The organism is Mycobacterium sp. Aquia_216 (assembly GCF_026723865.1).
GTDB lineage: Bacteria > Actinomycetota > Actinomycetes > Mycobacteriales > Mycobacteriaceae > Mycobacterium.
On sequence record NZ_CP113529.1, the window covers coordinates 3,767,881 to 3,793,658 of the forward strand.

Annotated in this window: 22 protein-coding genes; 5 read left to right on the forward strand and 17 right to left on the reverse strand. The window is 69.0% G+C overall.

Annotated elements, in window-relative coordinates:
- Positions 1-80: 80 nt before the first annotated feature.
- From OK015_RS17610 to OK015_RS17650, 9 genes are read right to left on the reverse strand one after another with little or no spacing between them, the layout of a single operon-like run.
- Positions 81-1,070 carry a cell division protein FtsQ/DivIB gene (locus tag OK015_RS17610; RefSeq protein ID WP_268124920.1) on the reverse strand — a complete coding sequence of 330 codons (990 nt, stop codon included), beginning with the start codon at positions 1,068-1,070 and terminating at the stop codon, positions 81-83.
- On the reverse strand, positions 1,067-2,536 hold the full coding sequence (gene murC / locus OK015_RS17615) for a UDP-N-acetylmuramate--L-alanine ligase (RefSeq protein WP_268124921.1): 1,470 nt from the start codon (positions 2,534-2,536) through the stop codon (positions 1,067-1,069). The genes OK015_RS17610 and murC overlap by 4 nt, the downstream gene beginning before the upstream one ends.
- Complete coding sequence (gene murG, locus OK015_RS17620) at positions 2,533-3,774, reverse strand: undecaprenyldiphospho-muramoylpentapeptide beta-N-acetylglucosaminyltransferase (protein ID WP_268124922.1); 1,242 nt, start codon at positions 3,772-3,774, stop codon at positions 2,533-2,535. Before murG ends, murC begins: the two co-directional genes overlap by 4 nt.
- Positions 3,771-5,501, reverse strand: a complete 1,731-nt coding sequence (gene ftsW / locus OK015_RS17625; RefSeq protein WP_442791127.1) for a putative lipid II flippase FtsW — start codon at positions 5,499-5,501, stop codon at positions 3,771-3,773. Before ftsW ends, murG begins: the two co-directional genes overlap by 4 nt.
- A gap of 6 nt (positions 5,502-5,507) precedes the next feature.
- Positions 5,508-6,956, reverse strand: a complete 1,449-nt coding sequence (murD, locus tag OK015_RS17630) for a UDP-N-acetylmuramoyl-L-alanine--D-glutamate ligase (RefSeq protein WP_268124923.1) — start codon at positions 6,954-6,956, stop codon at positions 5,508-5,510.
- 1 nt (position 6,957) lies between these two features.
- Positions 6,958-8,037: a phospho-N-acetylmuramoyl-pentapeptide-transferase gene (gene mraY / locus OK015_RS17635; RefSeq protein WP_268124924.1), complete on the reverse strand. Its 1,080-nt coding sequence runs from the start codon at positions 8,035-8,037 to the stop codon at positions 6,958-6,960.
- A complete protein-coding gene (locus tag OK015_RS17640) occupies positions 8,034-9,593 on the reverse strand; it encodes a UDP-N-acetylmuramoyl-tripeptide--D-alanyl-D-alanine ligase (RefSeq protein WP_268124925.1) in 1,560 nt (519 codons plus the stop codon). Before OK015_RS17640 ends, mraY begins: the two co-directional genes overlap by 4 nt.
- A complete protein-coding gene (locus tag OK015_RS17645; RefSeq protein ID WP_268124927.1) occupies positions 9,590-11,173 on the reverse strand; it encodes a UDP-N-acetylmuramoyl-L-alanyl-D-glutamate--2,6-diaminopimelate ligase in 1,584 nt (527 codons plus the stop codon). The genes OK015_RS17640 and OK015_RS17645 overlap by 4 nt, the downstream gene beginning before the upstream one ends.
- A 60-nt stretch (positions 11,174-11,233) precedes the next feature.
- Complete coding sequence (locus OK015_RS17650; protein ID WP_268124929.1) at positions 11,234-11,848, reverse strand: TetR/AcrR family transcriptional regulator; 615 nt, start codon at positions 11,846-11,848, stop codon at positions 11,234-11,236.
- Positions 11,849-11,919: 71 nt separating this feature from the next.
- Between OK015_RS17650 and OK015_RS17655 the strand changes: the two genes are divergently transcribed.
- Positions 11,920-13,026 (forward strand): FAD-dependent monooxygenase, encoded by a 1,107-nt coding sequence (locus OK015_RS17655; protein WP_268124931.1) that lies wholly within the window; start codon positions 11,920-11,922, stop codon positions 13,024-13,026.
- Positions 13,027-13,108: 82 nt separating this feature from the next.
- On the opposite strand, the gene OK015_RS17660 is transcribed toward OK015_RS17655, so the two are convergent.
- The 6 genes from OK015_RS17660 to OK015_RS17685 form a co-directional block, all read right to left on the reverse strand.
- Positions 13,109-13,837 (reverse strand): sulfite exporter TauE/SafE family protein, encoded by a 729-nt coding sequence (locus OK015_RS17660; RefSeq protein ID WP_268124933.1) that lies wholly within the window; start codon positions 13,835-13,837, stop codon positions 13,109-13,111.
- 199 nt (positions 13,838-14,036) lie between these two features.
- A complete protein-coding gene (locus OK015_RS17665; RefSeq protein WP_268124935.1) occupies positions 14,037-16,085 on the reverse strand; it encodes a peptidoglycan D,D-transpeptidase FtsI family protein in 2,049 nt (682 codons plus the stop codon).
- Positions 16,082-17,380 carry a hypothetical protein gene (locus OK015_RS17670; RefSeq protein WP_268124937.1) on the reverse strand — a complete coding sequence of 433 codons (1,299 nt, stop codon included), beginning with the start codon at positions 17,378-17,380 and terminating at the stop codon, positions 16,082-16,084. The genes OK015_RS17665 and OK015_RS17670 overlap by 4 nt, the downstream gene beginning before the upstream one ends.
- The gene (gene rsmH / locus OK015_RS17675; protein ID WP_268132847.1) at positions 17,377-18,603 is read right to left on the reverse strand and encodes a 16S rRNA (cytosine(1402)-N(4))-methyltransferase RsmH; all 1,227 of its coding nucleotides are present in this window, start codon (positions 18,601-18,603) and stop codon (positions 17,377-17,379) included. Before rsmH ends, OK015_RS17670 begins: the two co-directional genes overlap by 4 nt.
- Positions 18,578-19,009 (reverse strand): division/cell wall cluster transcriptional repressor MraZ, encoded by a 432-nt coding sequence (mraZ, locus tag OK015_RS17680; RefSeq protein ID WP_268124939.1) that lies wholly within the window; start codon positions 19,007-19,009, stop codon positions 18,578-18,580. The genes rsmH and mraZ overlap by 26 nt, the downstream gene beginning before the upstream one ends.
- A gap of 351 nt (positions 19,010-19,360) precedes the next feature.
- Complete coding sequence (locus tag OK015_RS17685; RefSeq protein WP_268124941.1) at positions 19,361-19,762, reverse strand: DUF3040 domain-containing protein; 402 nt, start codon at positions 19,760-19,762, stop codon at positions 19,361-19,363.
- A 339-nt stretch (positions 19,763-20,101) separates the two neighbouring features.
- Between OK015_RS17685 and OK015_RS17690 the strand changes: the two genes are divergently transcribed.
- Complete coding sequence (locus OK015_RS17690; RefSeq protein WP_268124943.1) at positions 20,102-20,704, forward strand: GNAT family N-acetyltransferase; 603 nt, start codon at positions 20,102-20,104, stop codon at positions 20,702-20,704.
- Between the two features lie 166 nt (positions 20,705-20,870).
- Positions 20,871-21,518: an LppM family (lipo)protein gene (locus OK015_RS17695; protein WP_268132849.1), complete on the forward strand. Its 648-nt coding sequence runs from the start codon at positions 20,871-20,873 to the stop codon at positions 21,516-21,518.
- An 81-nt stretch (positions 21,519-21,599) separates the two neighbouring features.
- Here OK015_RS17695 and OK015_RS17700 read toward each other — a convergent pair whose 3' ends face one another.
- Complete coding sequence (locus tag OK015_RS17700; RefSeq protein ID WP_268132850.1) at positions 21,600-22,496, reverse strand: mycobacterial-type methylenetetrahydrofolate reductase; 897 nt, start codon at positions 22,494-22,496, stop codon at positions 21,600-21,602.
- 248 nt (positions 22,497-22,744) lie between these two features.
- Between OK015_RS17700 and idsA2 the strand changes: the two genes are divergently transcribed.
- Both idsA2 and OK015_RS17710 read left to right on the forward strand, forming a co-directional pair.
- On the forward strand, positions 22,745-23,794 hold the full coding sequence (gene idsA2, locus OK015_RS17705; RefSeq protein WP_268124945.1) for a bifunctional (2E,6E)-farnesyl/geranyl diphosphate synthase: 1,050 nt from the start codon (positions 22,745-22,747) through the stop codon (positions 23,792-23,794).
- 4 nt (positions 23,795-23,798) lie between these two features.
- Entirely contained in the window at positions 23,799-25,343 is a 1,545-nt protein-coding gene (locus tag OK015_RS17710; protein WP_268124946.1) for an alpha-(1->6)-mannopyranosyltransferase A, read from the forward strand.
- On the opposite strand, the gene OK015_RS17715 is transcribed toward OK015_RS17710, so the two are convergent.
- Positions 25,340-25,744: an Rv2175c family DNA-binding protein gene (locus tag OK015_RS17715; protein ID WP_268124947.1), complete on the reverse strand. Its 405-nt coding sequence runs from the start codon at positions 25,742-25,744 to the stop codon at positions 25,340-25,342. The two genes, OK015_RS17710 and OK015_RS17715, sit on opposite strands and share 4 nt — an antisense overlap.
- Positions 25,745-25,778 lie beyond the last annotated feature (34 nt).

The following is a 25,778-nucleotide window of genomic DNA, read 5'->3' on the forward strand; positions in this document are numbered from 1 at the left end:
CGCGGTGCGCAAATTTTGGTCAATTTTTCCGCCTCCGCAGCTCACGAGATGGGCCCTGAGCGGGACCGAAGCGCCGGTCGCTACTTGACGGTGGGCAAATCAGGGCTGGACACGTCGTAGGTCTTGCCCGGCTGGGTGAGCAGCGCGGCCAGCTTTTCCGCCTTTTCGTCCGTCCGGTCGGTCGTGCCCCAGATCACCACTCGCCCATCGCCCAGGGTGAGCGTGATCGAGGCCAGCGACGGCGCCGCGATCCGGCCCACCTGGCCCGCCACCTCGGGACGCAGCGCCAGCAGCACCTGTAACGCGGCCTTGGTCGTCGGGTCGGCCGGTCCGGGGTTGGCGACGTCGATGTACGGCAGCGCCGGCGGTGGCGGACCGGTCGCGAAGTCGACGCCGTCGCGGTCGAACAGGTGCGGCCCGTCGGAAAAGTCCTTGACTACCACCGGAACTCGCTCGACGATCGTGATCCGCAGCGCCGACGGGTATTGACGCTGCACCCGGGCGCTGGCCACCCGGCGGATCGCCGCCACCCGGTCGGCGACCTGGTTGGTGTTGATCTGCAGCAGCGGTGTTCCGATCCGCACCCGCGCGGCGTCGAGGACCTCTTCGCGGGACACCGCGCCGGTCCCGGTGACCACGACGTTGCGCGCCGACATCACCGGCGTGAAGTAGAGGATCAGCGCCAGCCCGACCCCGACGACGACCAACATCACAGTCGCGAGCAGCATCTTCAGGCCGCGGACCACGCCGCGCGCAGGTTTTGGGGGGGAGGGCCCGTTGCCGATACGCCCGCTGGCCCGGCGCTTGGCATCGCGGCGCGCTTCCTCGATCGCGGTCGCCCGTTCCTGCGCGGCGCGCCGCTCGGCCCGCTCGCGCCGGGCCCGCCGGCGTGGCCCCTCGAAGTCGGCTTGCTCGTCCTCGGATGGACCGGTGTTCGGTTGGGCTTGGTCGATTGAGATCGGTTCGGTGATGGCGTTTTCGGCCGACTCGACAGGGCCGGGCGCGTCCGCGGCCTCGGGGGCGGCGTCGGCGACCAGGTCGGTGGGTGTGGGGTCGTTGGGCTCGGTCATCGCAGCACCCCGGGCGCACCCGGCGCGCTGCGGTTGGCCCGCACCCGCAGCGCGGTCACGATCTCGACGCCCAGTAGGGTCACGTCGCCGGCACCCATCGTCACGATCACGTCCCCGGGCCCGGCGGCAGCCGCCACCTGCTCGGCAACCGCGGAGAAATCCGGCAGGTAGTGCGCCGGCACGCTGACGTGCTCGGCGACGCTGGCCCCGCTGACCCCGGCCAGCGGCTTTTCCCGGGCGCCGTACACGTCGAGGACGAACACCTCGTCGGCGGCATCCAGTGCTCGGCCGAACTCAGCCGCGAAAGCCTTTGTCCGCGAATACAAATGGGGCTGGAATACCACCAACGAGCGGCCCTCGCCACCCTGCTCGACCACCGTGCGGACCGCCGCCAGCGTCGCGCTTATCTCGGTCGGATGGTGGGCGTAGTCGTCGAAAACCCGCACCGACCCCACCGTTGCGACCAGTTCGAAGCGCCGCCGCACACCCTCGAAACCGGCCAGCCCGTCGAGCACCTGGTCGGTCGGGGCGCCGACCTCGATCGCGGCCAGCAACGCGCCCAGCGCGTTGAGCGCCATGTGTCGTCCGGGCACGGACAGCCGCATCGCGCGTACGGGCCCGTCGCTCAATTGGATGTGCGCGACGGCTCCGGTGCCCTGCTGCTCCCACGACAGCAGTTTTCCGGCCAACTGCCGGTCCGGCTCCCCCTGCGCCCCAGACCCATATCGCAGCACCCGGATGCCGAGTTCGCTGCTGCGCTGCGCCAGCGCGGCCGCTCCCGGGTCGTCGGTGCACACCACCAGCGCTCCGCCCGGGGCCAGCCGCTCCACGAACGAGTCGAACACCGCGACGTAGGCGTCGGCGCTGCCGTAGAAGTCCAGGTGATCGGTTTCGATGTTGGTGACCACCGCGACGTCGGGGGTGTATTCCAGCAGCGAGCCGTCGCTTTCGTCGGCCTCGGCGACGAAACAGTCGCCGCTGCCGTGGTGGGCGTTGGTACCGGCCTCGCCGAGATCCCCGCCCACCGCGAACGACGGATCACGCCCGCAGTGCTGCAGGGCCACGATCAGCATCGACGTCGTCGTGGTTTTGCCGTGGGTGCCGGTGACCATCAGCGTGGTGCGCCCATCCATCAGCTTGGCCAGCACGGCCGGCCGCAACAGCACCGGAATACCGCGGCGCCGGGCCTCGACCAGCTCCGGGTTTGTCTTCGGGATGGCGGCGTGGGTGGTGATGACCGCGGTCGGGCCGCCGGGCAGCAGGTCCAGCGACGACGGGTCGTGTCCGATGTTGATCAGGGCGCCCCGGGCCCGCAGCGCGTGCACCCCGCGGGACTCCTTGGCGTCGGACCCGGATACCTGCGCGCCGCGGTCCAGCAGGATGCGGGCGATGCCCGACATTCCGGCGCCCCCGATGCCCACCATGTGCACCCGCCCAAGCTCGGGCGGCAACCGGTCGGCGCTCACGGCGTTTTCCCGGCCCTCCGGCCGGACCGCGGCCCCCTATCACGTGCTTGGCGCGCGATCGCCAGCGCCGCTTCGGCGACCTGACGCGCCGCGTCGCGATGCCCGACCCGCGCGGCCGCCGCGGTCATCGCCGCCAGCCGCGGCGGGTCGGTGAGCAGCCCACTCACCTCCCGGGCCACCAGGTCCGGGGTCAGGACGGCGTCGGGGACAACCATGCCTCCGCCGGCATTGACCACCGGCAGCGCGTTGAGTCGCTGCTCACCGTTGCCGATCGGTAGCGGAACGTAGATGGCCGGCAGGCCGACTGCCGACACCTCGGCGACCGTCATCGCCCCGGAGCGGCAGATGACCAGGTCGGCGGCCGCATAGGCCAGGTCCATCCGGTCGAGGTACGGCACCGCCCGGTAAGGCGGCTCGCCGTCGCGGGGTTCGCGCAGCTCGAGGGTGTTCTTCGGCCCGTGCGCGTGCAGCACGGACACGCCCGCGGCGGCCAGGTCGGCGGCCGCCGCCGAGACCGCGCGGTTGAGCGAGACCGCGCCCTGCGAACCGCCGAACACCAGCAACACCCGCGCGTCGTCGGCGAACCCGAAGTGCTGGCGTGCCTGCACCCGCAGCGCCGCGCGGTCCAGCGTGGCGATGGCCGCCCGGACCGGTACCCCCACCACCTCGGCGTTCCGCAGCCCGGAACCCCCCACCGCGGACAGGACGCGGGCCGCGGAGCGGGCGCCGACCCGGTTGGCCAGCCCGGCGCGGGCGTTGGCCTCGTGAATCAGCACCGGGATGTGCCGCCGGACCTTGGGGATACCGCGGGCGGCGAGATAGGCCGGCAGGGCCACGTAGCCACCGAAACCCACCACCACGTCGGCGTCGACGGCGTCGAGCACCGCGCGGGCCTCGCGAACGGCGCGCCACACCCGCGGTGGCAGCCGGGCCAGGTCGCCGCTGGGTTTACGCGGTAGCGGCACCGCAGTGATCAGCTCCAGCTGGTAGCCGCGTTCGGGCACCAGCCTGGTCTCGAGTCCGCGCGCGGTGCCCAACGCGGTGATCCGGACCTGCGGATCCAGCGCCCTCAGCGCATCGGCGACGGCCATCGCGGGCTCCACATGGCCGGCGGTGCCGCCGCCGGCCAGCACGACCGAGAAGGTGGCCGCAACCGATACCCGGGCCGATGATGCGGCACCGGCGGGCGAGGGACCTCCCCCCTGCCCGCCGGTCGATTCCGTGATCGTGTGGTTCACCCGTAACGCTGACCTTCCAATGCGCGAGCGCGTCGTGTTTGACGCTGACCGGCTGCCTGTCTCGGGTAGCGCTGATCAGATCCATGATGCCTTGAATGGGGTTCCGAGCGGGCAGCTGTCCGCGGAAAAGCCGGCCGCAGTGGCGGCTCGGCCTTGCGGGCCGCCTTGCGAGCGGGTGGCTCGGCCTTCCGGGCAGGAGCCCGGCGGGGCCGTCCCGGGGCGGGCGTTCGCGGCTGCGGCTGCGATCGCTTGCGGTCGCGAAACGACTCGAGGCGGGTCGGCGAATACGGCTCCGGCAGTGGCAGCCTCAGCAGCCGGTTCATCTTGTCGTCGCGCCCGGCACGCAGCGCCGCCACCGCCTCGGGCTCGTGCCGGGCCGCGTTGCACATGATGCCGATCATGAAAAGTGTGGCGGCCGTGGATGTTCCACCAGCAGATATCAGTGGCAGCTGCAGGCCGGTGACCGGCAGCACGCCGATCACGTAGCCGATGTTGATGAAGGCCTGCCCCAGGATCCACATCGTCGTGGTGGCGGTCAGGAGCCGCAGGAACGGGTCGGCCGACCGGCGCGCGATCCGCATTCCGGTGTAGGCGAACAATCCGAAGAGCGCCAGCAGCCCGAACGCGCCGATGAAGCCGAGTTCCTCGCCGATGATCGCGAAGATGAAGTCGTTGTGCGCGTTGGGCAGGTAATTCCATTTGGCGGTGCCCTGGCCCAGACCGTCGCCGAAGATTCCACCGTGGGCCAGCGCGAATTTCGCCTGCCGGGCCTGGTAGCCGGTGTCCTGCGGGTCGTTTTCGGGGTTGATCCACGACCGCACCCGGTCCGAGCGGTAGCCGGCCGACATCGCGAGGACCGCGCCGGCCATGAAGACCGCGAGCAGCGACGTCCCGAAGACTCGCAGCGGCAACCCGGCGTACCACAGCAGGGCGAGCAGGATGATGCCCAGCGACACCGTCTGCCCCAGGTCGGGCTGGGCCACGATCAGCCCCAGCGCGATGACCGCCGCCGGCACCAGCGGAATCAACATCTCGCGCAGCGAGGCCCGCTCCAGGCGCCGGGCCGCCAGCAGGTGGGCACCCCAGATGGCGAACGCGATTTTGGCCAGCTCAGAGGGCTGCATCGAGAAGCCCGCGACGACGAACCACTTCCGCGAGCCGTTGGCGAGGTTTCCGATGCCGGGAACGAGCACCAGCACCAGCAAGATGATCGTGACGAGGTAGCCGGGGAAGGCGACGCGGCGCAGGAACCGCACCGGCATCCGCATCGAGAGGTAGGCGCCGAAGACCCCGATGACCGTCCACAAGACCTGCTTGCCGAAGATCACCCACGCCGACCCGTCGTCGCCGTAGGACCGCACACCCGACGCCGACAGCACCATGGTCAGGCCCAGCGTGGTCAGCAGCCCGGCGATTGCGACGATCAGGTGAAACGAGGTCATGGGGCGGCCCAGCCAAGCGCCGAACCGGGCGCGCGGGCTCCACTGCGGATCCTTGAGCTGGGCTTTTACCGCCGTCGGGGCGGGCGCTGCGGGCGCCTCGGCCACGTTGTCCGCTGCGGGAGCGTCGGCGGCCTCGGCGGTTTCCATCGCGTCCGTCGGCGCCTCGGTATCCGTATCGTCGTCGGCATTGTCGTCGGCGGAGACCTCCGCCTGGCCCTGATCAGCCGGCGGGACCTCGTTCTTCTTCTTGCCCCGGCGTAGGCGCCGGGTCAGCGCGTTACCCACACCCGCCTACCGCAGCGCCGCGCGCACGGCGGCCGCGAATGCGTCCCCACGCTCGGCGTAGCCGCTGAACTGGTCAAACGACGCGCCGGCCGGCGCCAGCAGCACCGTATCGCCCGGCTTTGCCAAATCACGAGCCGCGGCCACGGCTGCGGTCATCACGCGAACGCCGAGACTATCCCCCACATTGTCAACTTTTGTCACATCAGTATCAGCAGTCGCATGCATACCAGCATCCTCGCCTGTCACAACCTGGACGACGGGGACATCGGGCGCGTGTCGCGATAACGCCTCGGCAACCTCTTGGCGGTCCCGGCCGATGAGCACCGCGCCGACCAGCCGAGACGCTATTCTGGCGACCTCGGCGTCCAGCGAGGCGCCCTTGAGCAAACCCCCGGCTACCCACACCACCCGCGGGTAGGCCAGCACCGACGCCTCGGCGGCATGGGGGTTGGTGGCCTTCGAGTCGTCGACGTACCGGATCCCGTCGGCCACCGCGACGACTTCGCAGCGATGCCGGCCCAGCCGAAACGTCGAGACGGCGTCGGCGATCGCGCCGGCGGGCACGTCGACGCTGCGGGCCAGCGCCGCCGCGGCCAGGGTGTCGAGCACGCCGACCGGGCCCGGCACCGGGATGGACGCGGCCGGTAGCAGGGCCAGGTCGTCGGCAAACGCGCGGTCGACCAGCTGACCGTCCCGCACGCCGAGCTCCCCCGCGGCCGGCTCGCCAAGCCGGAAACCCGCCCGCACCGGCGCCGCCGCCGTGCTCAGCAAAGCGGCCGCCCGGCCGTCGTCCAGGCCGACCACCGCCACCCGGCCGTTGAGCACGCGGGCCTTCGCCGCGGTGTACTCCGCCATCGACGCATGCCAGTCGAGGTGGTCCTCGGCGATGTTGAGCACCACGCCCGCCTCGGGTCGCAGCGACGGTGCCCAGAACAGCTGGAAACTCGACAATTCGACGGCCAGCAGGTCGGCCGGCTGGTCCAGGACGTCGAGCACGGGGTCACCGATGTTGCCGCACAGCAGGCTGCGCCGACCCCCCGCGATCAACATGGCATGCAGCATCGACGTCGTCGTGGTCTTCCCGTTGGTGCCGGTCACGACCAACCAGCGGCGCGGCGGCCCGTAACAGCCCTCGGCGTCCAGCCGCCAGGCCAATTCCACGTCACCCCAGATCGGCACGCCCGCCGCCGCCGCGGCCGCCAGCACCGGCGCCGACGGCTGGAATCCGGGACTGGTGACCACCAGCTCATACCCCGCGATCTGCTGCACCGCCGCCGCCGGATCGACGGTCGGGACACCGCTGTCGGCGTACGGGCGCAGCATGGCCGGGTCGTCGTCGCACAGCGTGGCCGCGGCGCCGAACCGGGTCAGCGCACCCAGAATCGCCCGGCCGGTCACCCGGGCACCGGCGATCAGGACGGGCGCACCCGCCGCCAAGGGTTCGAGCCCGGGCATGTCACGCGCCGACCGTGGCGAGCCACTCACCGTAGAACAGGGCCACGCCCAGGCCGCAGGCGATCGCGGTGAGCAGCCAGAAGCGGATGATCACGGTCGTTTCGGCCCAGCCGCTCAACTCGAAATGATGGTGGAAAGGCGCCATCCGGAACACCCGGCGTCCGGTGGTCCGGAAGGTCAGGATCTGCAGCACCACCGAGACGACTTCGGCGACGAACAGCGCGCCCAGCACCACCGCGAGCAGCTCGGTTCGGCTGGCGACGGACAACCCCGCGATGATGCCGCCCAGCGCCAACGAGCCGGTGTCGCCCATGAAGATCTTGGCCGGCGCGGCGTTCCACCACAGAAAGCCGATGCACGCGCCCGCGGTCGCGGCGGCGACGAGAGCCAGGTCCAGCGGGTCGCGCACGTTGTAGCAGCCCAGGCCCGGCGCCGTGGCGCAGGCGTTGCGGTACTGCCAGAAGGTGATCAGCACGTAGGCGCCGGTGACCATCGCCATGCAGCCGGCGGCCAGCCCGTCGAGGCCGTCGGTGAAGTTGACCGCGTTGGACCAGGCGCTGACGACGACCACGCAGAACAACACGAAAAGTCCGGGAGCCAGTGTGACGGTGGCGATTTCGCGTACGTAGGACAGATCCGCGCTGGCCGGTGTCAATCCGTTGGCGTTGTGGAACTGCAGGACCAGCACACCGAACAGCACCGCGGCGGCGATCTGGCCGACCGTCTTGGCCGTCTTGTTCAACCCCAGGTTGCGCGAGCGGCGGATTTTGATCAGGTCGTCGAGGAATCCGACGCCGCCCAGGATGGTGGCCAGGCCCAGCACCAGCAGGCCCGACGCGGACACCCCCTCGCCGTCGAACGCCAACCCGGCGAGGTGGGTGCCCAGGTAACCGGCCCAGATGCCCGCCACGATCGCCACGCCACCCATCGACGGGGTGCCACGTTTGGTGTGGTGGCTCGGGGGCCCGTCTTCACGGATCTGGTGGCCGAATCCCTGCTTGGTGAACAGCCGGATCAGCGCCGGGGTCAGCAGGATCGACACGGTCAGGGCGATCGCGACGGCGACCAGGATCTGCCTCACGCGCGAGCCCCGCCGCCGGTGCCTGCCGAGCCCTCCGCGACCAGCGCCTCAGCCAGGGCGCCGAGCCCGGCGGCGTTCGACGCCTTCACCAGGACCACGTCGCCGGGTTGCAGCTCGGCCCGCAAAAACTCCAGGGCGGCGTCGCCGTCGGCCACGTGCACGGCCCCTCTGTCGCCGGAAGCGCCCCATGCGCCCTCCATGACCGCAGCGTGGTGCATGGCGGTTACCGACCTCCCCGTTCCCACGACAACAAGTCGAGACACATCTAAGCGCACCACCAGCCGGCCGATGCCATCGTGCTCGGTTATCGCGTCCTCGCCCAGCTCGGCCATCTCGCCCAGCACCGCCCAGCTCCTGCGCTTTTCGCCCGCGTCGTCACCGCGGCCGCGGGCGATCTGCGCCAGCGCCTGCAGTCCCGCTCGCATCGAGTCGGGGTTGGCGTTGTAGGCGTCGTCGATGACGGTCACGCCGTCGGCCCGGTTGGTCACCTGCATGCGGTGCCGCGACACCGGGCCGGCCGCGGCCAGCGACGCGGCGACCTGCTCGATGCTGGCGCCGCACTGCAGGGCGACCGCACCGGCACACAGCGCATTGGTGACCTGGTGTTCGCCGTACACGCCGAGGTGCACCTCGGCTTCAAGAGCGCCTCGCGCGTCCATCGCGTGCAGGGTAAAGCGCGGCCTGGCCAATTCGTCCAACGACACGCCTTCGGCCCAGACGTCGCTGGGTCCCCAATCGGTCTGGCTGGACCGGCTGACCCGAACCACCCAGCCCGAGGTGACATGCGCCATCGCCGCCACCGACGGGTCGTCGACGTTGAGGACGACCACCCCAGACGATGGAATAGCTTGCGGTAGTTCGGATTTAGTCCGCGCGATAGCCTCACGCGAGCCGAACTCGCCGAGGTGCGCGGTGCCCACGTTGAGTACCACGCCGATCGCGGGCGGGGCGATCTGCGCCAGCGCCGCGATATTGCCGGGATGGCGTGCCGACAGCTCCAAAACCAGGTAGTCGGTGCGCCGCGTCGCGCGCAGCACCGTCCAGGGATGGCCCAGCTCGTTGTTGAACGATCCCGGCGGTGCCACCACCTCACCCAGCGGCGCGAGCACCGCGGCCACCAGGTCCTTGGTCGACGTCTTTCCCGACGAGCCGGTGATCCCGACGATGATCAGGCCGCCGGCCACCAGTTCGGCGGCCACCGCGGCGGCCAGCTTGGCCAGCGCGCCCAGCACCGCGGCACCCGAGCCGTCGGGGTCGTGCTCGAGGACGCCGGCGCGCGATCCGGAGGCTCCTTCGGGGGTAACGACGACAGCCGGAACGCCGACCGGCCGCGCGGCCAGCACCGCCACCGCGCCGGCCGCCACCGCCGAGGCCGCGTGGTCGTGGCCGTCCGAGCGCGCGCCGGGCAGTGCCAGAAAAAGCCCGCCGGGGCCGACGGCGCGCGAGTCGAATTCGACGGTCCCGGTAACGCGGAGTTCCGCGGCGTCCTGCGGCGAGATGTCGGCCAGGGTGCCGCCGACGATTTCGGCGATCTGCGCGACGGTCAGGTCGATCATCGTTGTGCCTTGAGGTCATCCAGGGCGGCGGCCAGCTCCACTCGGTCGTCGAACGGACGCACCACGCCGCCGGCACGCTGGCCGGTTTCGTGGCCTTTGCCGGCGATCAGCACCACGTCGCCGGGGCCAGCCCAGCCGACCGCATGCCTGATCGCCTCGCGCCGGTCGCCGATCTCGACCACCTGCGCCTTGCCTTGGGCGGCGCCGCCCAGGATCTCCCGGCGGATCGCCGCGGGATCCTCGCTGCGCGGGTTGTCGTCGGCGACGACGACCAAGTCGGCCAGCTCGGCGGCGACGCCGCCCATCGGCCCCCGCTTGCCCGGGTCGCGATCGCCGCCGGCGCCGAACACCACCGCCAGCCGTCGACCCGGTTGCAGCAGCGTGGTCAACACCGCGCGCAGGGCACCCGGTTTGTGGGCGTAGTCCACGAGGGCGAGGAAATCCTGGCCGCGGTCGATTTCTTCCAGGCGCCCGGGAACGCGGATACCCAGCAGCCCGTCCGCCGCCTGCTCCGGGGAGACCCCGACCGCATCGAGAATCGCCAGTGCCACAAGGCAATTCGCGACGTTATAGTTGCCCGGCAGCCGGATACCGACCCGGTGCGCGACCCCGTCGGGCCCGATGGCGGTGAACTCCTGTCCCCCGGCACCCACGCGCACCACGTCCTGTGCGCGCCAGTCGGCGCAGTGGCCCTCGGCGCTGACCGTGATTGCCTTGGCGGCGCGCGCGGCCATGGCGCGCCCGGCGTCGTCGTCGACGCACACCACGGCCAGGCGGGCCCGTAACGGCGAGTTCGGATCGAACAGCACCGCCTTGGCTTCGAAATAGTCGGCCATGGTGGGGTGAAAGTCGAGGTGGTCGCGGGACAAGTTGGTGAAACCGCCTACCGCGAAACGGGTTCCGTCGACCCGGCCCAACGTCAGCGCGTGACTGGAGACCTCCATGACGACGGTGTCCACCCCGCGCTCGGCCATCGCGGCCAGCATCGCTTGCAGCGCGGGCGCCTCCGGGGTGGTCAGGGCGCTGGGGATGTCGGCGCCGTCGATGCGGATGCCGATGGTGCCGATCAGCCCGGCGGTGTGGCCGCCGGCGCGCAGGCCCGACTCGACGAGATAGGTGGTGGTGGTTTTTCCGGATGTGCCGGTGATTCCGACGACCGTCACCCGATCGGATGGGTTGCCGTAGACCGTGGCGGCCAGCCCGCCGAGCACGCTGCGCGGCGCGGGATGCAGCACCGTCGGCACGGCGTCGGCGAGGGCACCCATCTCGGCGGCCCCGGCGGCATCGGTGAGCACCGCGGCGGCGCCGCGCCCTACCGCGTCGCCGGCATAGCGGGCGCCGTGGGTGGCCGAGCCAGCCAGCGCGGCGAACAGATCGCCGGGCAACACGTCCTGGGCGCGCAGCGTCACACCGGTGATCGCCACATCCGGGATGGCGCTGCCGTCAGCCAGGACCGCGCCCACCTGAGCCGCCAGGGCAGACAATCCCACGCCCGCGACCCGGCTGGGCCGCAGCTCAGTGGACGCCTGCACTCCGCTCACACCTCCCTGGGACGCCGCATGATCCTCATGATCAGCCATGACACCCTACCTAGACGTGCCCGCCGGTGCGGGCCTCCCGCGCTGCACAGAAGCGTTGCGTCACAGCTGCGATTTGGGCGCTTGCACGCCCAGCAGGGGCAGAAAGATGGTGTCGACGATCTCCTCGATGGCCTCGTCGGGCAGCGGCCGCAGCGTCGTCAGGATTTCGTGACGCCACAGGTCGGCGGGTAGGCGTCCGATGCGCTCGGTGACGCGTCCGCGCTGGATCTCGCCGCGATCGACGGCGCGCTGGATCGCCTGCTCCATGGCGGTGTCGCGGCCGCCCCGGACGTAAGTGCTGAGGTCGGCCAGGCTGGTGCCGGTTTCCCGGTAGAGGCTGCCGAGCTGGATGAATACCTGTGCGGCCAACCCGATCCTGACCTTATTGGCCTGCTGCAGCAGGCCGATGACATCGCCACGCAGGCTGCCCGTGTCGGGGGCGACCACCACATCCTTGCCCGCCGCGTAGGCCAATGTGGCCAGCACCAGCTCCTGCTTGCTGGACCAACGGCGATAGAGCACCGCACGGCTGGTGCCAGCCCGCGCGGCCGCGGCGTCGATGGTGAAGTCGTCGTAGCCGCGTTCGGTCAGCTCCTGCCACGCGGCGGCCAGCAGCGCCTCTTCCAATGCGCGCCCCCGCCGGCGCTGCGGCGCGACACTCCGGTTAAGAGACATTGCGTTTCCTAACACTAAGGCTTAGCTTCGAGGATACAAATCGTATCTTAAAGTTGGAAGGAGCTAGTCCGATGCGCATTCTCGTCTCCGGCGGCGGTGTCGCGGGCCTCAGCGTGGGGATCGACCTCGGTGCGGACGGCCACGACGTGACCATCGTCGAACGCGCCGACCATCTGCGGGTCAACGGATCTCCCATCGACATTCGCGGTGACTCGATCGCCGTGGCCGACAAGATGGGTGTGCTGGGCGAGATCCGCGACCACCGCATCGACATGAGCGAACGCGTGCAGTTCATCGACGAACACGGCGCCGTGGTCGCCGAACTGCCCGAAGACTTCGGCGACTCCCCCGACGACATCGAGATACCCCGCGAAGACCTCACCACCATCCTGCACAACCACCTCGGGCCGTCGGTCGAGCTGCGGTTCGGCGAGTCCATCGCAGCAGTCGACGACGATGATCGCGGCGTCGACGTCCGCTTCGCGTCCGGCGCGGCCGATCGCTATGACCTGCTCGTGGGAGCCGACGGGATGCATTCGGCCGTCCGGCGGCTCACCTTCGGGCCCGAGCAACAGTTTCTTGCCCACCTCGGCTTCTACACCGCACTGGCCAACCTGCCCGATTACGTTCCATCCGGGCGTATCAACCCGATGTACAACTTCCCCGGTCACCTGGCCGGCATCGCCGCCTATGACGATAAAGCGTTGGCGGTCTTCTTGTTTCGGTCGTCCTGGATCGACTATGACTACCACGACCTCGCCGCGCAGAAGCGCATCCTCACTGACGCCTTCGCCGGCCACCACGAGTGGCGAATCCCCGAACTTCTCGACGCCGCGGTACAAGACCCGGAGCTCTACTTTGACTCGGTCAGCCAGATTCACATGCCCAGCTGGGACCGCGGCCGCATCGTCCTGGTCGGCGACGCCGCGCACTGCGCCTCCCCACTTTCCGGCCGCGGCACCGCCCTGGCCTTGACCGGCGCGTGGTTTCTCGCCCAAGCCCTCCGCGACCACCCCGGCGACATCACCGCGGCATTCGCACAATACGAGCGCGACCAGCGGCCCCACGTCGCCCGCTGCCAGGCAACCGCGGCACCCGGCGGTGACCGCCTGGTCCCGGCCACCCAGGAACAGATCGATGCGCGCAACCGCGGCTTCAGCCCGGCGGCCGCAGACTGATCCAGTGACTCGTCCGACGGGTGTGCGCTCAGGGCGTTGAGTGTGCGGCGGTTTCGGCCTTACCGCACACTCGGCAGCGGAGTTATCGCGAGCCCATCGCGACGAACATGCCCCCGGCGGCGGTCAACAGCACAATGTCGATCAACAGCGCATAGGTATGCGGGCGGACACGGCGCACGAGGCCGCGCGCGAGGAAGGGGCCGATCATCAGGGCCGCTCCGATCGCGAGCCCGCGGACCAGGACAGTGCCGCTCAGGGCGCCGAACTGACCGAAGGTCGCCAGCTTGCCCGAGTAGAGCACCAGCGAGCTGGCTGCTTCGGAGCCGAGGAAGGCTCCGCCGCTGAGGCCGTATCCGGTGAACATTGGAACGCTGAGCGGCCCGGTCGACAGAATCAGGCCGGTGAGGAAGCCCACGACGGCACCCGCGATTGCCAGCTGCCACAGTCGCACCCGCCACTGCCGGGCCGCCACGATGCGGCGCACCGGCACCATAGTGAGGAAAAACACACCGAGCGTGCCGTCGACCAAGGTCTGCGAGATGGTCAGCAATGTGTGCGCGCCGAGCACCGCCGCGGGCGTGCCCGGCAGGGCGTAGGCGAGCACCGGCCGCCAACAAATCCGTCGCCACCAGGCCGCCACGCGGCCGACGTTGGCCATCACCGCCGCAATCCCCATGATGGGCACGGCAATTCGCGGCCCGTACATCGTCACCAGGATCGGCAGCAGCACCAGCGACGAGCCGGTGCCGACCAGGCCGCCGAGCGCCCCGGCGGCCAACGCGACGAGAAACAGGACAACAAGAGCGAACATGCGCGGACCTTCTCGACGACGCGCGGCGCGCCGCCGGAGATCCTCCAGGCTTTTGTCCGTTCAGATGACCGCACCCCACCCAGAGCTGCGGTGGCGTCGCTCGGACCAGTCACGTTCGCACGCCGGAACCCTAGACGCTATCGAGTCCGACGCTAGCACGCCCGCGAATCCGTGCCGTCCGCACGAATTTTGGATCCGCTCAGGTCGCCTGAAGGAGCAGCGGCGGCCCCGGGTCGGGTGACAGCGGGACGTTCTCACGCTGCATCAGCCAGCCAGCGATGTTGTGGAACAGCGGGGCCGCGGAGTGGCCGGGCGTCCCGTCCGCGTTGCGCTCCGGATTGTCCATCATGATTCCGATCACGTAGCGCGGATTGTCGACGGTGGCCATTCCGGCGAAGGTGATCCAGTAGACGTTGTCGAAGTAGCAGCCGCAGTCCGGGTTGATCTGCTGAGCGGTACCGGTCTTGCCGGCCATCTGGTAGCCGGGCACCGCGGCCGCGGAACCGGTGCCCTGCTGGTAGCCCATCGGATCGTGTTGCACGACAGCGCGCAGCATTTGCCGCACGGTCTGCGCGGTCTGCGATGAAACCACCCGAACACCCTCCGGGCGTGCTTCTTCGGTCCGGGTGCCGTCCGAGGCGACGGTGGCCTTGATGATTCGCGGTGGTATCCGCACCCCGTCATTCGCGATCGTCTGGTACATGTCCGTCATTTGCAGCAGGGTCATCGAAAGACCTTGACCGATAGGCAAGTTGGAGAATGTGCTGCCCGACCATTGATCGATGGGCGGCACCAGACCGGCACTCTCACCGGGCAGCCCGACGTTGGTGCGCTGCCCCAGCCCGAACTTACGGACCATGTCGTAAAAGCGTTCTGGGCCAACGCGTTGGGCCAGCATCAGCGTTCCGACGTTGGACGACTTCCCGAACACGCCGGTGGTGGTGTAGGGCATCACGCCGTGGTCCCAGGCGTCATGGATGTTGACACCGCCCATGTTGATGGAGCCCGGGACCTGGAGCACCTCGTCGGGGTTCGACAATCCGTATTCGATGACCGAGGACGCGGTCACGATCTTGTTCACCGAGCCGGGCTCGAACGGTGAGGACACCGACAGATTGCCCAGTTGCCGGTCGCCTTGCCTGCCGATGTCCTGGGACGGGTCGAACGTGTTGTCGTTGGCCATGGCCAGCACTTCGCCGGTCTTGGCATCCAGCACGACGGCCGAAACATTGTGCGCCCCGGACAGATTCTTGGCCTGCTGGACCTGCTGCTGCACGTAGAACTGGATGTCGTCGTCGATGGTCAGCTGCACCGTCGAACCATTGACCGCCTTGTGCCGGTTGCGGTAACTGCCGGGAATGACCACACCGTCGGAGCCGCGGTCATAGGTGAGCGAACCGTCGGTTCCCGACAGTACCGAGTCGAGACTGTCCTCGAGTCCGAGCAAACCGTGGCCGTCCCAGTCGATACCGCCGACGATGTTGGCCGCCAGCGATCCGCCCGGATATTGGCGCAGATCCTGTCGCTCCGAGCCGACCTCCGGGTACTTGTCCGAGATCGCGCTGGCGACGGCAGGGTCGACGGCCCGCGCCAAATAAGCGAAGTTGTCGTCTGTTTGCAGCTTCTTCAGCACGGTCGCGTAGTCCGGCTTGTTGTTCAGCCGAGCCGAAACTTCTTTCGCGATGTCCCGCAGCCGGGCCTGCGGATCGGGAGCGGCCGGGTTCTTCTTCTTGGCATCTTCCAATTGCTGACGGACCTTCTTCGGCTGAAACGTCAGGGCGCGCGACTCGATGGTGAACGCCAGCTGTTGGTTGTTGCGGTCAACGATGCTGCCGCGGACGGCTTTTGAGACGTCGGTGACCTTGAGCTGGCCGGCGGCCTGGGCCCGCAGCTTCGGGGCGTTGGTCACCTGCAGGACGAACAACTGCGCCGCCGCCACCAGCATCAGCGCCAGGATGACCGCGTTGCCGGCTCGATGCCGGAAAACGAACGACGCCCCGCGCGGGCCCGCTTCGACCACCTGCCGGGTGCGCCGCTCGTTTGCCGAATGGCCCAGCGCCCCCTCGGGCCGCGTGGGCGATTTCTTCGCCTTACGGAATCCCTTGGGTTCCTGCGCGTCTCGGTCTTTCTGCGGCTTATCCGACTTCCGGGTGCGGCTCGGTTGCCGAACATCCCTGGCGTCCTGCGGTTTACGCGGACCCCGCGTCGGCCGTGGCCGACGTGTCCGGCCATCCTCGCCGCGGCTCACCGGACAGGCCCTGGTGGCACCGCACCGGGCGGCGCGAATTGAGCTCCGTTAGTCGGTGCGAGCGCCGGCGCCCCCTGCGGCAGCGGCAGTCCGGGCAAGACCGGGACACCGCCCTGCGGCGCCCCGCCCGGTTGCACGGGTACCGGCACTTCCGCGGGCAACGGCGCGGGCGCCGGCACCGAAAGCGGCAGTCCCCCAACCGGGATCGGCACTTCGGCCGGCACCGGCGCGGTCGCCGGGCCCGCTGGCGCCGGCAGCCCCGGCGTAGGCAGCCCCTGTGCCGGAAGTCCTTGCGTGGGAAGTCCTTGCGTGGGAAGTCCTTGTGTCGGCAGTCCTTGCGCCGGCAATCCCGGCGTCGGCAGCATACCTGGGAACTGCCCGCCGACCGGCCCACCGGGCACTACCGGCGCGCCGGGGACCAGGGGCACGGCCGGGGGTAAGTGCTGGCCACCCACCGTCGTCGAGCCATCCGGCGCGCGCAGCAGCGCTTCGGGCCCACCAGGCCTGCCCGGCACCAGAACAGCACCGGGATCCGGTTGCACGCGAACCGGGACCTCCGGCGGCACCACCGCCGGTTTCGGGGGCACGGGAGCGCCTTCGTCGGCCAGCTTGGTGTTCAGCGGCGGCGGCGGAACGCCGTCGGCCGGCTTGGGCGTACCGACCACCACCCAGCTTCCGGACGGGTCCTGAACCAGGTGGGCGGTGTCCCGCGTCGGGATCATGCCCTGCTTGCGGGCCGCCTCGGCCAGTGCGGGCGCGGCCTCCGCCTCGCGCACATCGCGTTCCAGCGCTTCCTTCTGCTGCTGCAACATCCGAGTTTTTTCGCGCGCGTGGCTCAACTGGTAGGAGCGTTCGGCGGAGTCGGTGGACAACCACAGCGTGAGCGCCAGTCCCAGACCGAGCGCACCGATGATCAGCACGACGAACGGAACTTTGGCCAGCAGCGTCTGCGGCCGCAGGTCGATCGAGGCCAGCCGGATGGCCAGCCGCTCTGTGAGGCGGGGCCGAATAACTCTGGGCGCCTTAGCCTTCCGAGCCTTGGCTCGCGCCCTGGCCTGCCGGCTGTTTTTAGGGCGAGCCGGCCGTTCGACCGGCCTGGCACTGGGGCTGGTCTGGGGCCCGGATTTGGACGCCCGTGCCTCGCGCCCGGTCGTCGTACCCGGCGCCGGCCGGGTGCGACGCGCCGTCGAGTCCGCCGCGTTGCGCCTGGTCTTGCGGGCAGCAACGTCACGCCCGCCGCGACGGTCGCTGCCGCCCCGGCCTTTCGGCGTCTCGCGCTTGGCCTTCGCTTTCATGAGTCGCCCTTCGTCGTGGCCGGCTGCTGTGGTCGTGAATCGTGTTCCAGCCGTTGCAAGGCCCGTAGTCGCACGGCGGTGCTGCGAGGGTTGCGTTCGATTTCGTCGGCATCGGCGCGCTCGGCACCACGAGTCAGCGACCGGAATAACGGGCCGCGGCCGGGCAGCTCGAACGGGAGATCCACCGGCGTGCGGGAGGCAACCGCATCGGCGAACACACGTTTGACGATCCGGTCTTCCAGCGACTGGTAGGCCATCACCACGATGCGCCCGGCGACGGTCAGTGCGTCCAAGGCGGCCGGAACGGCGCGGCGCAGCGTGTCCAGCTCGTCGTTGACCGCGATCCGCAACGCCTGAAAGGTTCGCTTGGCCGGATGCCCGCCGGTGCGCCGGGCCGGAGCCGGAATGGCCTGGTACAGCAGGGCCACCAACTCGGCCGTCGAGGTGAAGGGGGCGCGGGCGCGCTGGCGGACGATGTGGGTGGCGATACGGCGCGCGAACCGCTCCTCGCCGTAGCGGTGCAGGATGTCCGCCAGGGCGGCCTCGTCGTAGGTGTTGACGATGTCGGCGGCGGTCAGCGGCGACGACGGATCCATCCGCATGTCCAGTGGCGCGTCCTGCGCGTAGGCAAAGCCCCGCTCGGCGCGGTCGAGCTGCATGGACGAGACGCCCAGATCGAACAACACCCCGTCGATCGATTCATTTGTGGCATAACCGGATTCGACCAGGGCTTCGTCGATGCCGTCATACCGCGTGTGCACCAGGGTGATTCGGTCGGCGAAGGGCGCCAGCCGGGTGCGGGCGATATCCAGGGCGCTGGGATCGCGGTCGAGCCCGATCAGCCGCAGGCCCGGCAGTTCGGTCAGGAATCGTTCCGCGTGCCCGCCGGCGCCGAGGGTGGCATCGACCAGCACGGCGCCGGATCCGTCGGCGTGGCTACGGGTCAGCGCCGGGGTGAGCAGTTCGACGCAGCGCTCCAGCAGGACGGGCACATGCCCGAAGTCTTTCGGCCCGAGATCATTTGGCCGGTCGACCACCGCAACACCTCCCCGGGTCCAGAAGAACACGTCAGAGCGAGGGACGGCGCTGAGGACGGCCGCCCCTGCACCGGGGTCCCTGTCCGAAGTTACGAACCTGGCGTTGGGGAAGTACGCCAGGGTCGGTTCGGGCAGAGGCCACGATGCACGGGCATGCGCCTCAGATGATGTCGCCGAGTGCTTCATCGCTGGCCGCGGAGAAGTTCTCTTCATGCGTTTGCTGGTAGTCCTGCCAGGCCTGGGCATCCCAGATCTCGAGGTAGTCGACCGCTCCGATCACTACACAGTCCTTGGATAGGTTCGCGTAGCGGCGGTGATCGGCCGACAAGGTGATGCGGCCCTGGGCATCAGGATGCTGCTCATCGGTGCCGGCGGCCAGGTTACGCAGGAACGCTCTGGCTTCCGGGTTGCTTCGAGACGTCTTGCTCGCCCGGCGGGCCAGCTGCTCGAATTCCACGCGCGGGTAGACCGCGAGGCTGTGATCTTGGCTCTTGGTGACCATCAACCCCCCTGCCAGCGCGTCGCGGAACTTGGCGGGCAACGTCAGTCGCCCTTTGTCGTCGAGCTTGGGCGTGTAGGTGCCGAGAAACACCTGCTCACCTCCTGCGGAGACCGGCTTTCGCCGCGCCCAAACACTTCAGCCACCATACCCCACAGTCCCCCACTTTGCCCCATATGTGCGGTGTCATCGGGGTGTTTCGCGGATCGTTTGCCACCGCGCGCCGCGCTGGCGCCGCAAACCGCCATCTCGAGCCCCGGATGCGGCGTGGGGAAACCGCATTTCAGAACCCCAAAGACGGCCGGTGGGGGGAAGTGGGGCGCCCGGGTGGGGCGCGGTGGGGCTCAGCTTGGCCTCGATTGCGACTCGAATCGGGCTCCAGCACAAAAAACAAGGGGCAGCCGTTCCGGCTACCCCTTATCGTCTGCGTGCTTGGTAGTTCTGCTATTCGTCGAAGCGGCGACGAAAGCGGTCTTCCATGCGGCTCGTGAACGAACCCCCGCCACCCTTGTTGCGACGTGGGCGCGTCCCCTGCGCCGGCCCGGAATGGTCCACCCGGCCGGACAATCGCGGACCGGTGATGGCAAACACCACTCCACCGAACATCACAACGAAGCCAACGACGCTGAGAATCGGGAAGCTGCCAATCATCGTGGCCTTGAACGCCACGCCGGAAACCAGCATCGCCAGACCGATAACGAAGAGAGCCGCACCCTGCAGACGGCGCCGCGCGGTCGGCGCGCGGAACCCTCCACCACGTACGCTCGAAGCGAACTTGGGATCCTCGGCGTAGAGCGCGCTCTCGATCTGATCGAGCATCCGCTGCTCATGATCGGAGAGTGGCATGCGTCCCTCCTTGCCGACAGTCTGACACGTAGCTACCGATAGCACGCGGATGCCCATTGTAAAGGCAACTAAGTCAAATGATACGAGGTCAATCTGACCCGTACCACTGGTTCGACCGCGATTCTATCTCCGTTGCTTCCCGACAATCATCGGACCGCAACGACGATGCGTTACAACACCCTTGCCGAAACGGACGGAGTCGTCCGCTGGTTGCCGCCACCGCCCGTCAGCCGATCAGCCTCGGACCCGATAATGGCGATACGGGCACGGGGCCGACGCACCGCCTGCCGCCGAGGAGTGCGGAGGCCCGAATCACTGTGACGAGGAGGACACCGCGAGTTGGCGATATTCCTCATCGACCTGCCGCCGAACGATATGGAGCGCCGTCTCAGTGATGCGCTGGGGGTCTACGTCAACGCGATGCGATACCCGGCGGGCACCGAAAACCAGCGGGCCGCCATGTGGCTGGAGCACCTCCGCCGGCGCGGGTGGCAGGCGGCCGCGGCGGTCGAGGTGGAGGCCGCCGAGGGAGGCGACGTGCCGCCGGCGTCGGAACTCAGCGATGCGCCGTTGCTCGGGGTGGCCTATGGCTACCCCGGGGCGCCCGGGCAGTGGTGGCAGCAACAGGTTGTCTTGGGGATGCAACGCGGTGGCCTGCCGCCGCAGGAGATCGCCCAGCTGACGAGCAGCTATTTCGAGCTGACCGAACTGCATATCCATCCGCGCGCCCAGGGCCGCGGCATCGGCGAGGCACTGGCCCGCCGGCTGCTCGCCGGTCGGTGCGAGCGCAACGTCCTGCTCTCGACGCCGGAAACCAACGGCGAGGCCAACCGCGCGTGGCGGTTGTACCGGCGGCTGGGCTTCAACGACATCATCCGGCGCTACCACTTCGCCGGTGACCCACGGGCATTCGCGATCCTCGGCCGCCCGCTGCCGCTCTAGCTGCGTGACGACACCGATGGCCGCCGCACGACCCGCCAGTGCCGCAAACCGACGACGTGGGCAAGCGACACACCGGATCTGGCACGATGACCTGGTGCGCGCCAGCTCTCCCCCACGCCAAGCCCGAGGGTTTACTGCCCGCCGGCGCCGCGTGCTTGCCATCGCCATGCTGATGCTGCTTGTTCCCCTGGCAACCGGCTGCCTGCGGGCCAGAGCCTCGCTCACCGTCTCGCCCGACGACCTGGTCTCCGGGGAGATCATCGCGGCGGCCAAACCGAAAACTGCCAAGGACACCGGTCCGCAGCTCGACACGAACAACTTGCCGTTCAACCAGAAGGTCGCCGTGTCGAACTACGACAGCGACGGCTACGTCGGCTCGCAGGCCGTGTTCTCCGATTTGACGTTCTCCGAGTTGCCGCAGCTGGCCAACATGAACTCCGATGCCGCCGGCGTGAATCTGTCGCTGCGCCGCAACGGCAACGTGGTGATCCTGGAAGGCCGCGCGGATCTGACGTCGCTGACCGATCCGGACGCCGACGTCGAGCTCACCGTCGCCTTTCCCGGCATCGTGACGTCGACCAACGGTGACCGCGTCGATCCCGATGCGGTGTCGTGGAAGCTCAAGCCGGGCGTGGTGAGCACGATGACCGCCCAGGCCCGCTACACCGATCCCAACACCCGTTCCTTCACCGGCGCGGGAGTGTGGCTGGGCATCGCGTCCTTCGCGGCGGCCGGCGTGGTCGCGCTGCTGGCCTGGATGAGCCGGGACCGCTCCGAGCGGTTCACCACACCGGGCAATCAGCCGCCCAGCTAGATCGCTCGACTCGCCCCCTCGCCGCGCGGCCGGGGGTGCCCCCGCCTCAGGCCGTCCCGGGCTGCATCGTCGCCGAGCGGGCTAAACGCGCTGGGCCGGTGACCAGTAGTCGATCATCTCGGCGAAGGTCGCAAACGCCGGCCCGGACAGACCGTAGGTCGCCTCCAGATGGATGCTCAGCGGAAAACCGAGCTCGCCGACGCCGTCCACCACCCGCTTGTACAGGTCGAGCATCAGCTGGCGCTTCTGGGGCGGTTCGCAACCGGCCAGGTTTTTGACGAACTCCTGCTCGGCGGCCACCGCGGCGTTGCCCGGGTCCTGGATGAGCCAATTGATCAGGCCGGTTTTGTTTTCCATCTTCGGGACGAAGCCGAACGACAGCAGAATCTCGGGCCGGTGATCGGTGGTCTTGGCGAATTCCGCCAGGAAGCCCACGATCGCGTCGGAATACAGCAACTGGGTCATGCCGTAGGTGGCGCCCTGGTCACATTTGAAGTTGAACCGGCCGTGTTCGCCCTCGCGGGTGGGGATCAGGATCACGCCACGATTGGCCACCAGGTCGCGATAGATCGACAGGGCGTCGGTCGGTGCGACGCCGGAGCCCTCGCCGTCGTTCATGGTGCGCGGGACGCCGACGAACACCACGCCTTCCATTCCGGCGTCGGTCAAATCGGTGAGCCGCTGGCGCAGCGAGGATTCGTCCATGAAGGCGGTGACCTGTGTGCACAGACCGTTGATGCCCGGCAGGTCGGGCTTGATGATCGACCAGAAGTCCAGCACGTCGAACTTGGGCTTCATCGCGACGGGGCGGTCGTCGTCCTCGGCGATGATGCCGGGAATCATCACGTGGCGGATGCGGCCGTCCAGGCCGGATTCGGCCGAGTACCGCACTACCTTCCGCGCCTCGTCAAGCGCCCGCTCCCGACCCTCGTCCGCGTTGGGCGGCACCAGCTCGAGCGCAATGGTGTTGAGCGTCACGCGACTCCTCTTTCTCGGGCGGTTCGCACCACGCCAGCATAGGGGCGTGAGGTTACCGGCCGCCGTGGCGGGGGAATCGTGAACCGCCCGAGCAACCTGGGTCACATCGGCACGCGGGTCGTGGCGAAAGAGCCACCGCCTGTGACGGCGAATACACTGATCGAGCTTAGAGAACACCCGGGGCATGGCGAGCAGAAAGGGGCGCCGCGCTGAGCCTGAAATCCGCAGGAGCAGCGGCAACCGTCGAGTTGAACGGTGCGATTGCCGACCAACTTCGCCGGTACTTGCGCGAGCGGCGTGGTGAGACCGCTTACATCGGTGACGACTACGCCGCGTTGGTCTCCGCCCTCGAAGACTTTGTGCTGGGCGGCGGCAAGCGGTTGCGGCCCGCCTTCGCGTATTGGGGATGGCGTGCGGTGGCCGACACGGAACCCGACGCGCAAGTGCTGCAACTGTTTTCCGCGCTGGAGTTGCTGCATGCCTGCGCGCTGGTGCATGACGACGTCATCGACGACTCCTCGACCCGCCGCGGCAGGCCGACGGTGCACGTCCGCTTCGCCGCGCTGCACCGCGACCGGAACTGGCGGGGCTCCGCGGACCGGTTCGGGATTTCGGCGGCCATCCTGCTCGGCGACCTGGCCCTGGCCTGGGCCGACGACATCGTCTTCGGGGCCGACCTGACACCCGACACGCAGCGACGGGTCCAGCGCGTGTGGGCCGATATCCGCACCGAGGTGCTGGGCGGCCAGTACCTCGACATCGTCGCCGAGGCCAGCGCCGCGGACTCGGTCGCGTCGGCGATGAACGTCGACACGTTCAAGACCGCCTGCTACACCGTGACGCGGCCACTGCAGCTGGGGGCCGCGGCCGCCGCTGACCGGCCGGATGTGCAAGCCGTCTTTGCGCAGTTCGGGACCGACCTCGGAGTGGCGTTCCAGCTGCGTGACGACGTGCTGGGCGTATTCGGGGACCCGGCGGTGACGGGCAAGCCCTCCGGTGACGATTTGCGCTCCGGCAAGCGCACTGTGTTGCTGGCCGAGGCAGTCGAGTTGGCGGAGCAGTCGAATCCCTTGGCGGCCAACCTGTTGCGTACCTCGATCGGTGCCCCGCTGACCGACGCGCAAGTGGGCGAGCTGCGCGACGTCATCGAGTCGGTGGGCGCGCTGGACGCGGCCGAGCAACGCATCGCCACGCTGACCCGGCGGGCGCTGGCCGCACTCACGGCCGCACCCATCAGCGCATCCGCCAAGGCGGGACTCGCAGAACTGGCCAGGATGGCCACCGATCGGTCCGCCTGAGTCGATGACTACACCCCTGCGCCCGTCCGAAGCCGGCTCGTCAACCGCGAAAAGATCTGTCGCCCAGCGGCTTTCAGAACTCAAGGCGTTCACTTCAGCGCCGCAGGCCCGCCCGGCGAAGCTGGGCTTCCTGGGTGCGGTGCTGATCACCGCCGGCGGCCTGGGCGCGGGAAGCACCAAGCCGCACGATCCCGTGCTGGAGTCGATCCACATGTCCTGGCTGCGGTTTGGCCACGGCCTGGTGCTGTCGTCGATTCTGTTGTGGACGGGTGTGGCAATGATGCTGGTCGCCTGGCTGGCGCTGGGCCGCCGCGTCGTCGCCGGGGAAACCACCGAATTCATGATGCGCACCACCACCGGCTTCTGGTTGGCGCCGTTGCTGCTGTCCGTGCCGGTTTTCAGCCGCGACACCTACTCCTATCTGGCCCAGGGCGCACTGCTGCGCGACGGCTTCGATCCCTACGCGGTTGGCCCGGTGGCCAACCCGAATGTGTTGCTGGACAACGTAAGCCCGATATGGACCATCACCACCGCCCCGTATGGTCCGGTGTTCATTCTCATTGCGAAGCTCGTCACGGTGCTGGTCGGCAATCACGTGATCGCCGGGACCATGCTGCTGCGGTTGTGCATGCTGCCCGGACTGGCGCTGCTGATCTGGGCCGTTCCCCGACTGGCCCACCACATCGGCACCAGCGGCGCAACCGCATTGTGGATCTGTGTGCTGAACCCATTGGTGCTCATCCACCTGATGGGCGGGGTGCACAACGAGATGCTGATGGTGGGTCTGATGACCGCCGGTATCGCGCTGACCTTCGCACGCCGCCATGCCCTGGGCATCACCCTGGTGACGGTCGCGGTCGCGGTCAAGGCCACCGCCGGGCTCTCGTTGCCGTTTCTGGTCTGGGTGTGGATGCGACATCTGCGCGACCAGCGGGGATATCGGCCGGCCCGCGCATTCGCGGCGGCCACCGCGATGGGCCTGCTGATCTTCGTCGTGGTGTTCGCCGTCTTGTCCGTGGCGGCCGGCGTCGGCCTGGGGTGGCTGACCGCCCTTGCGGGATCGGTGAAGATCATCAACTGGCTGACCGTACCAACCGCGGCCGCGAACGTGATTCACTTCGTCGTCAACGGTTTTGTGCCGGTCGACTTCTATGCCACGCTGCGGATCACCCGCTACATCGGCGTCGCGATCATCGCGGTGTCATTGCCGCTGTTGTGGTGGCGGTTCCGCCGCGACGACCGGGGCGCGCTGACCGGTATGGCGTGGTCGATGCTGATCGTGGTGCTGTTCGTGCCGGCGGCCCTGCCCTGGTACTACTCCTGGCCGCTGGCGGTGGCTTCCCCGCTGGCCCAGTCGCGACGGGCCATCGCCGTTATCGCCGGGCTCTCCACCTGGGCCATGGTTATTTTCAAGCCGGACGGATCGCACGGCATGTATTCGTGGCTGCACTTTTCGATGGCTACCGTGGCCGCATTGGCCGCCTGGTACACGCTGTATCGGGTCCCGGAAGCGCGCGCCGAGCTGGCCGAAGAACCCTTGGCCGCCTAGTACGCCATGGCCTGGGCGCGGCGCACGACCTCCCGTGCCTGGTGGGCGTGCAACGCGTCGACGGGACGGGCGTTGTTGAGCGCATCCCGGCTACCGTCGCGGGTCACCGTCAGGGACGCGTCGGGAGTGAACAGCCAGCGCACGATCTCGGTTTCGTGGTAGCCGCCGTCGTGCAGGATGGTCAACAACCCCGGCAGGCTTTTGACCACCTCACCGGTGTCGGTGAAGAACACCTGCGGTATCACCACGCCCCCGGCACGGCGCACCGCAAGCAGGTGCCCTTCGCGCAACTGCTGCTGCACCTTGCTCACCGGTACGCCGAGCAGCTCGGCCACCCGGGGCAAGTCGTAGGTTGGCTCGTCGGGATCTAACACATCGTCGCCGGCCGGAATACTGCCCACGGGCGCAAGTGTAAGCCGTGGTCGCCGAACGCGG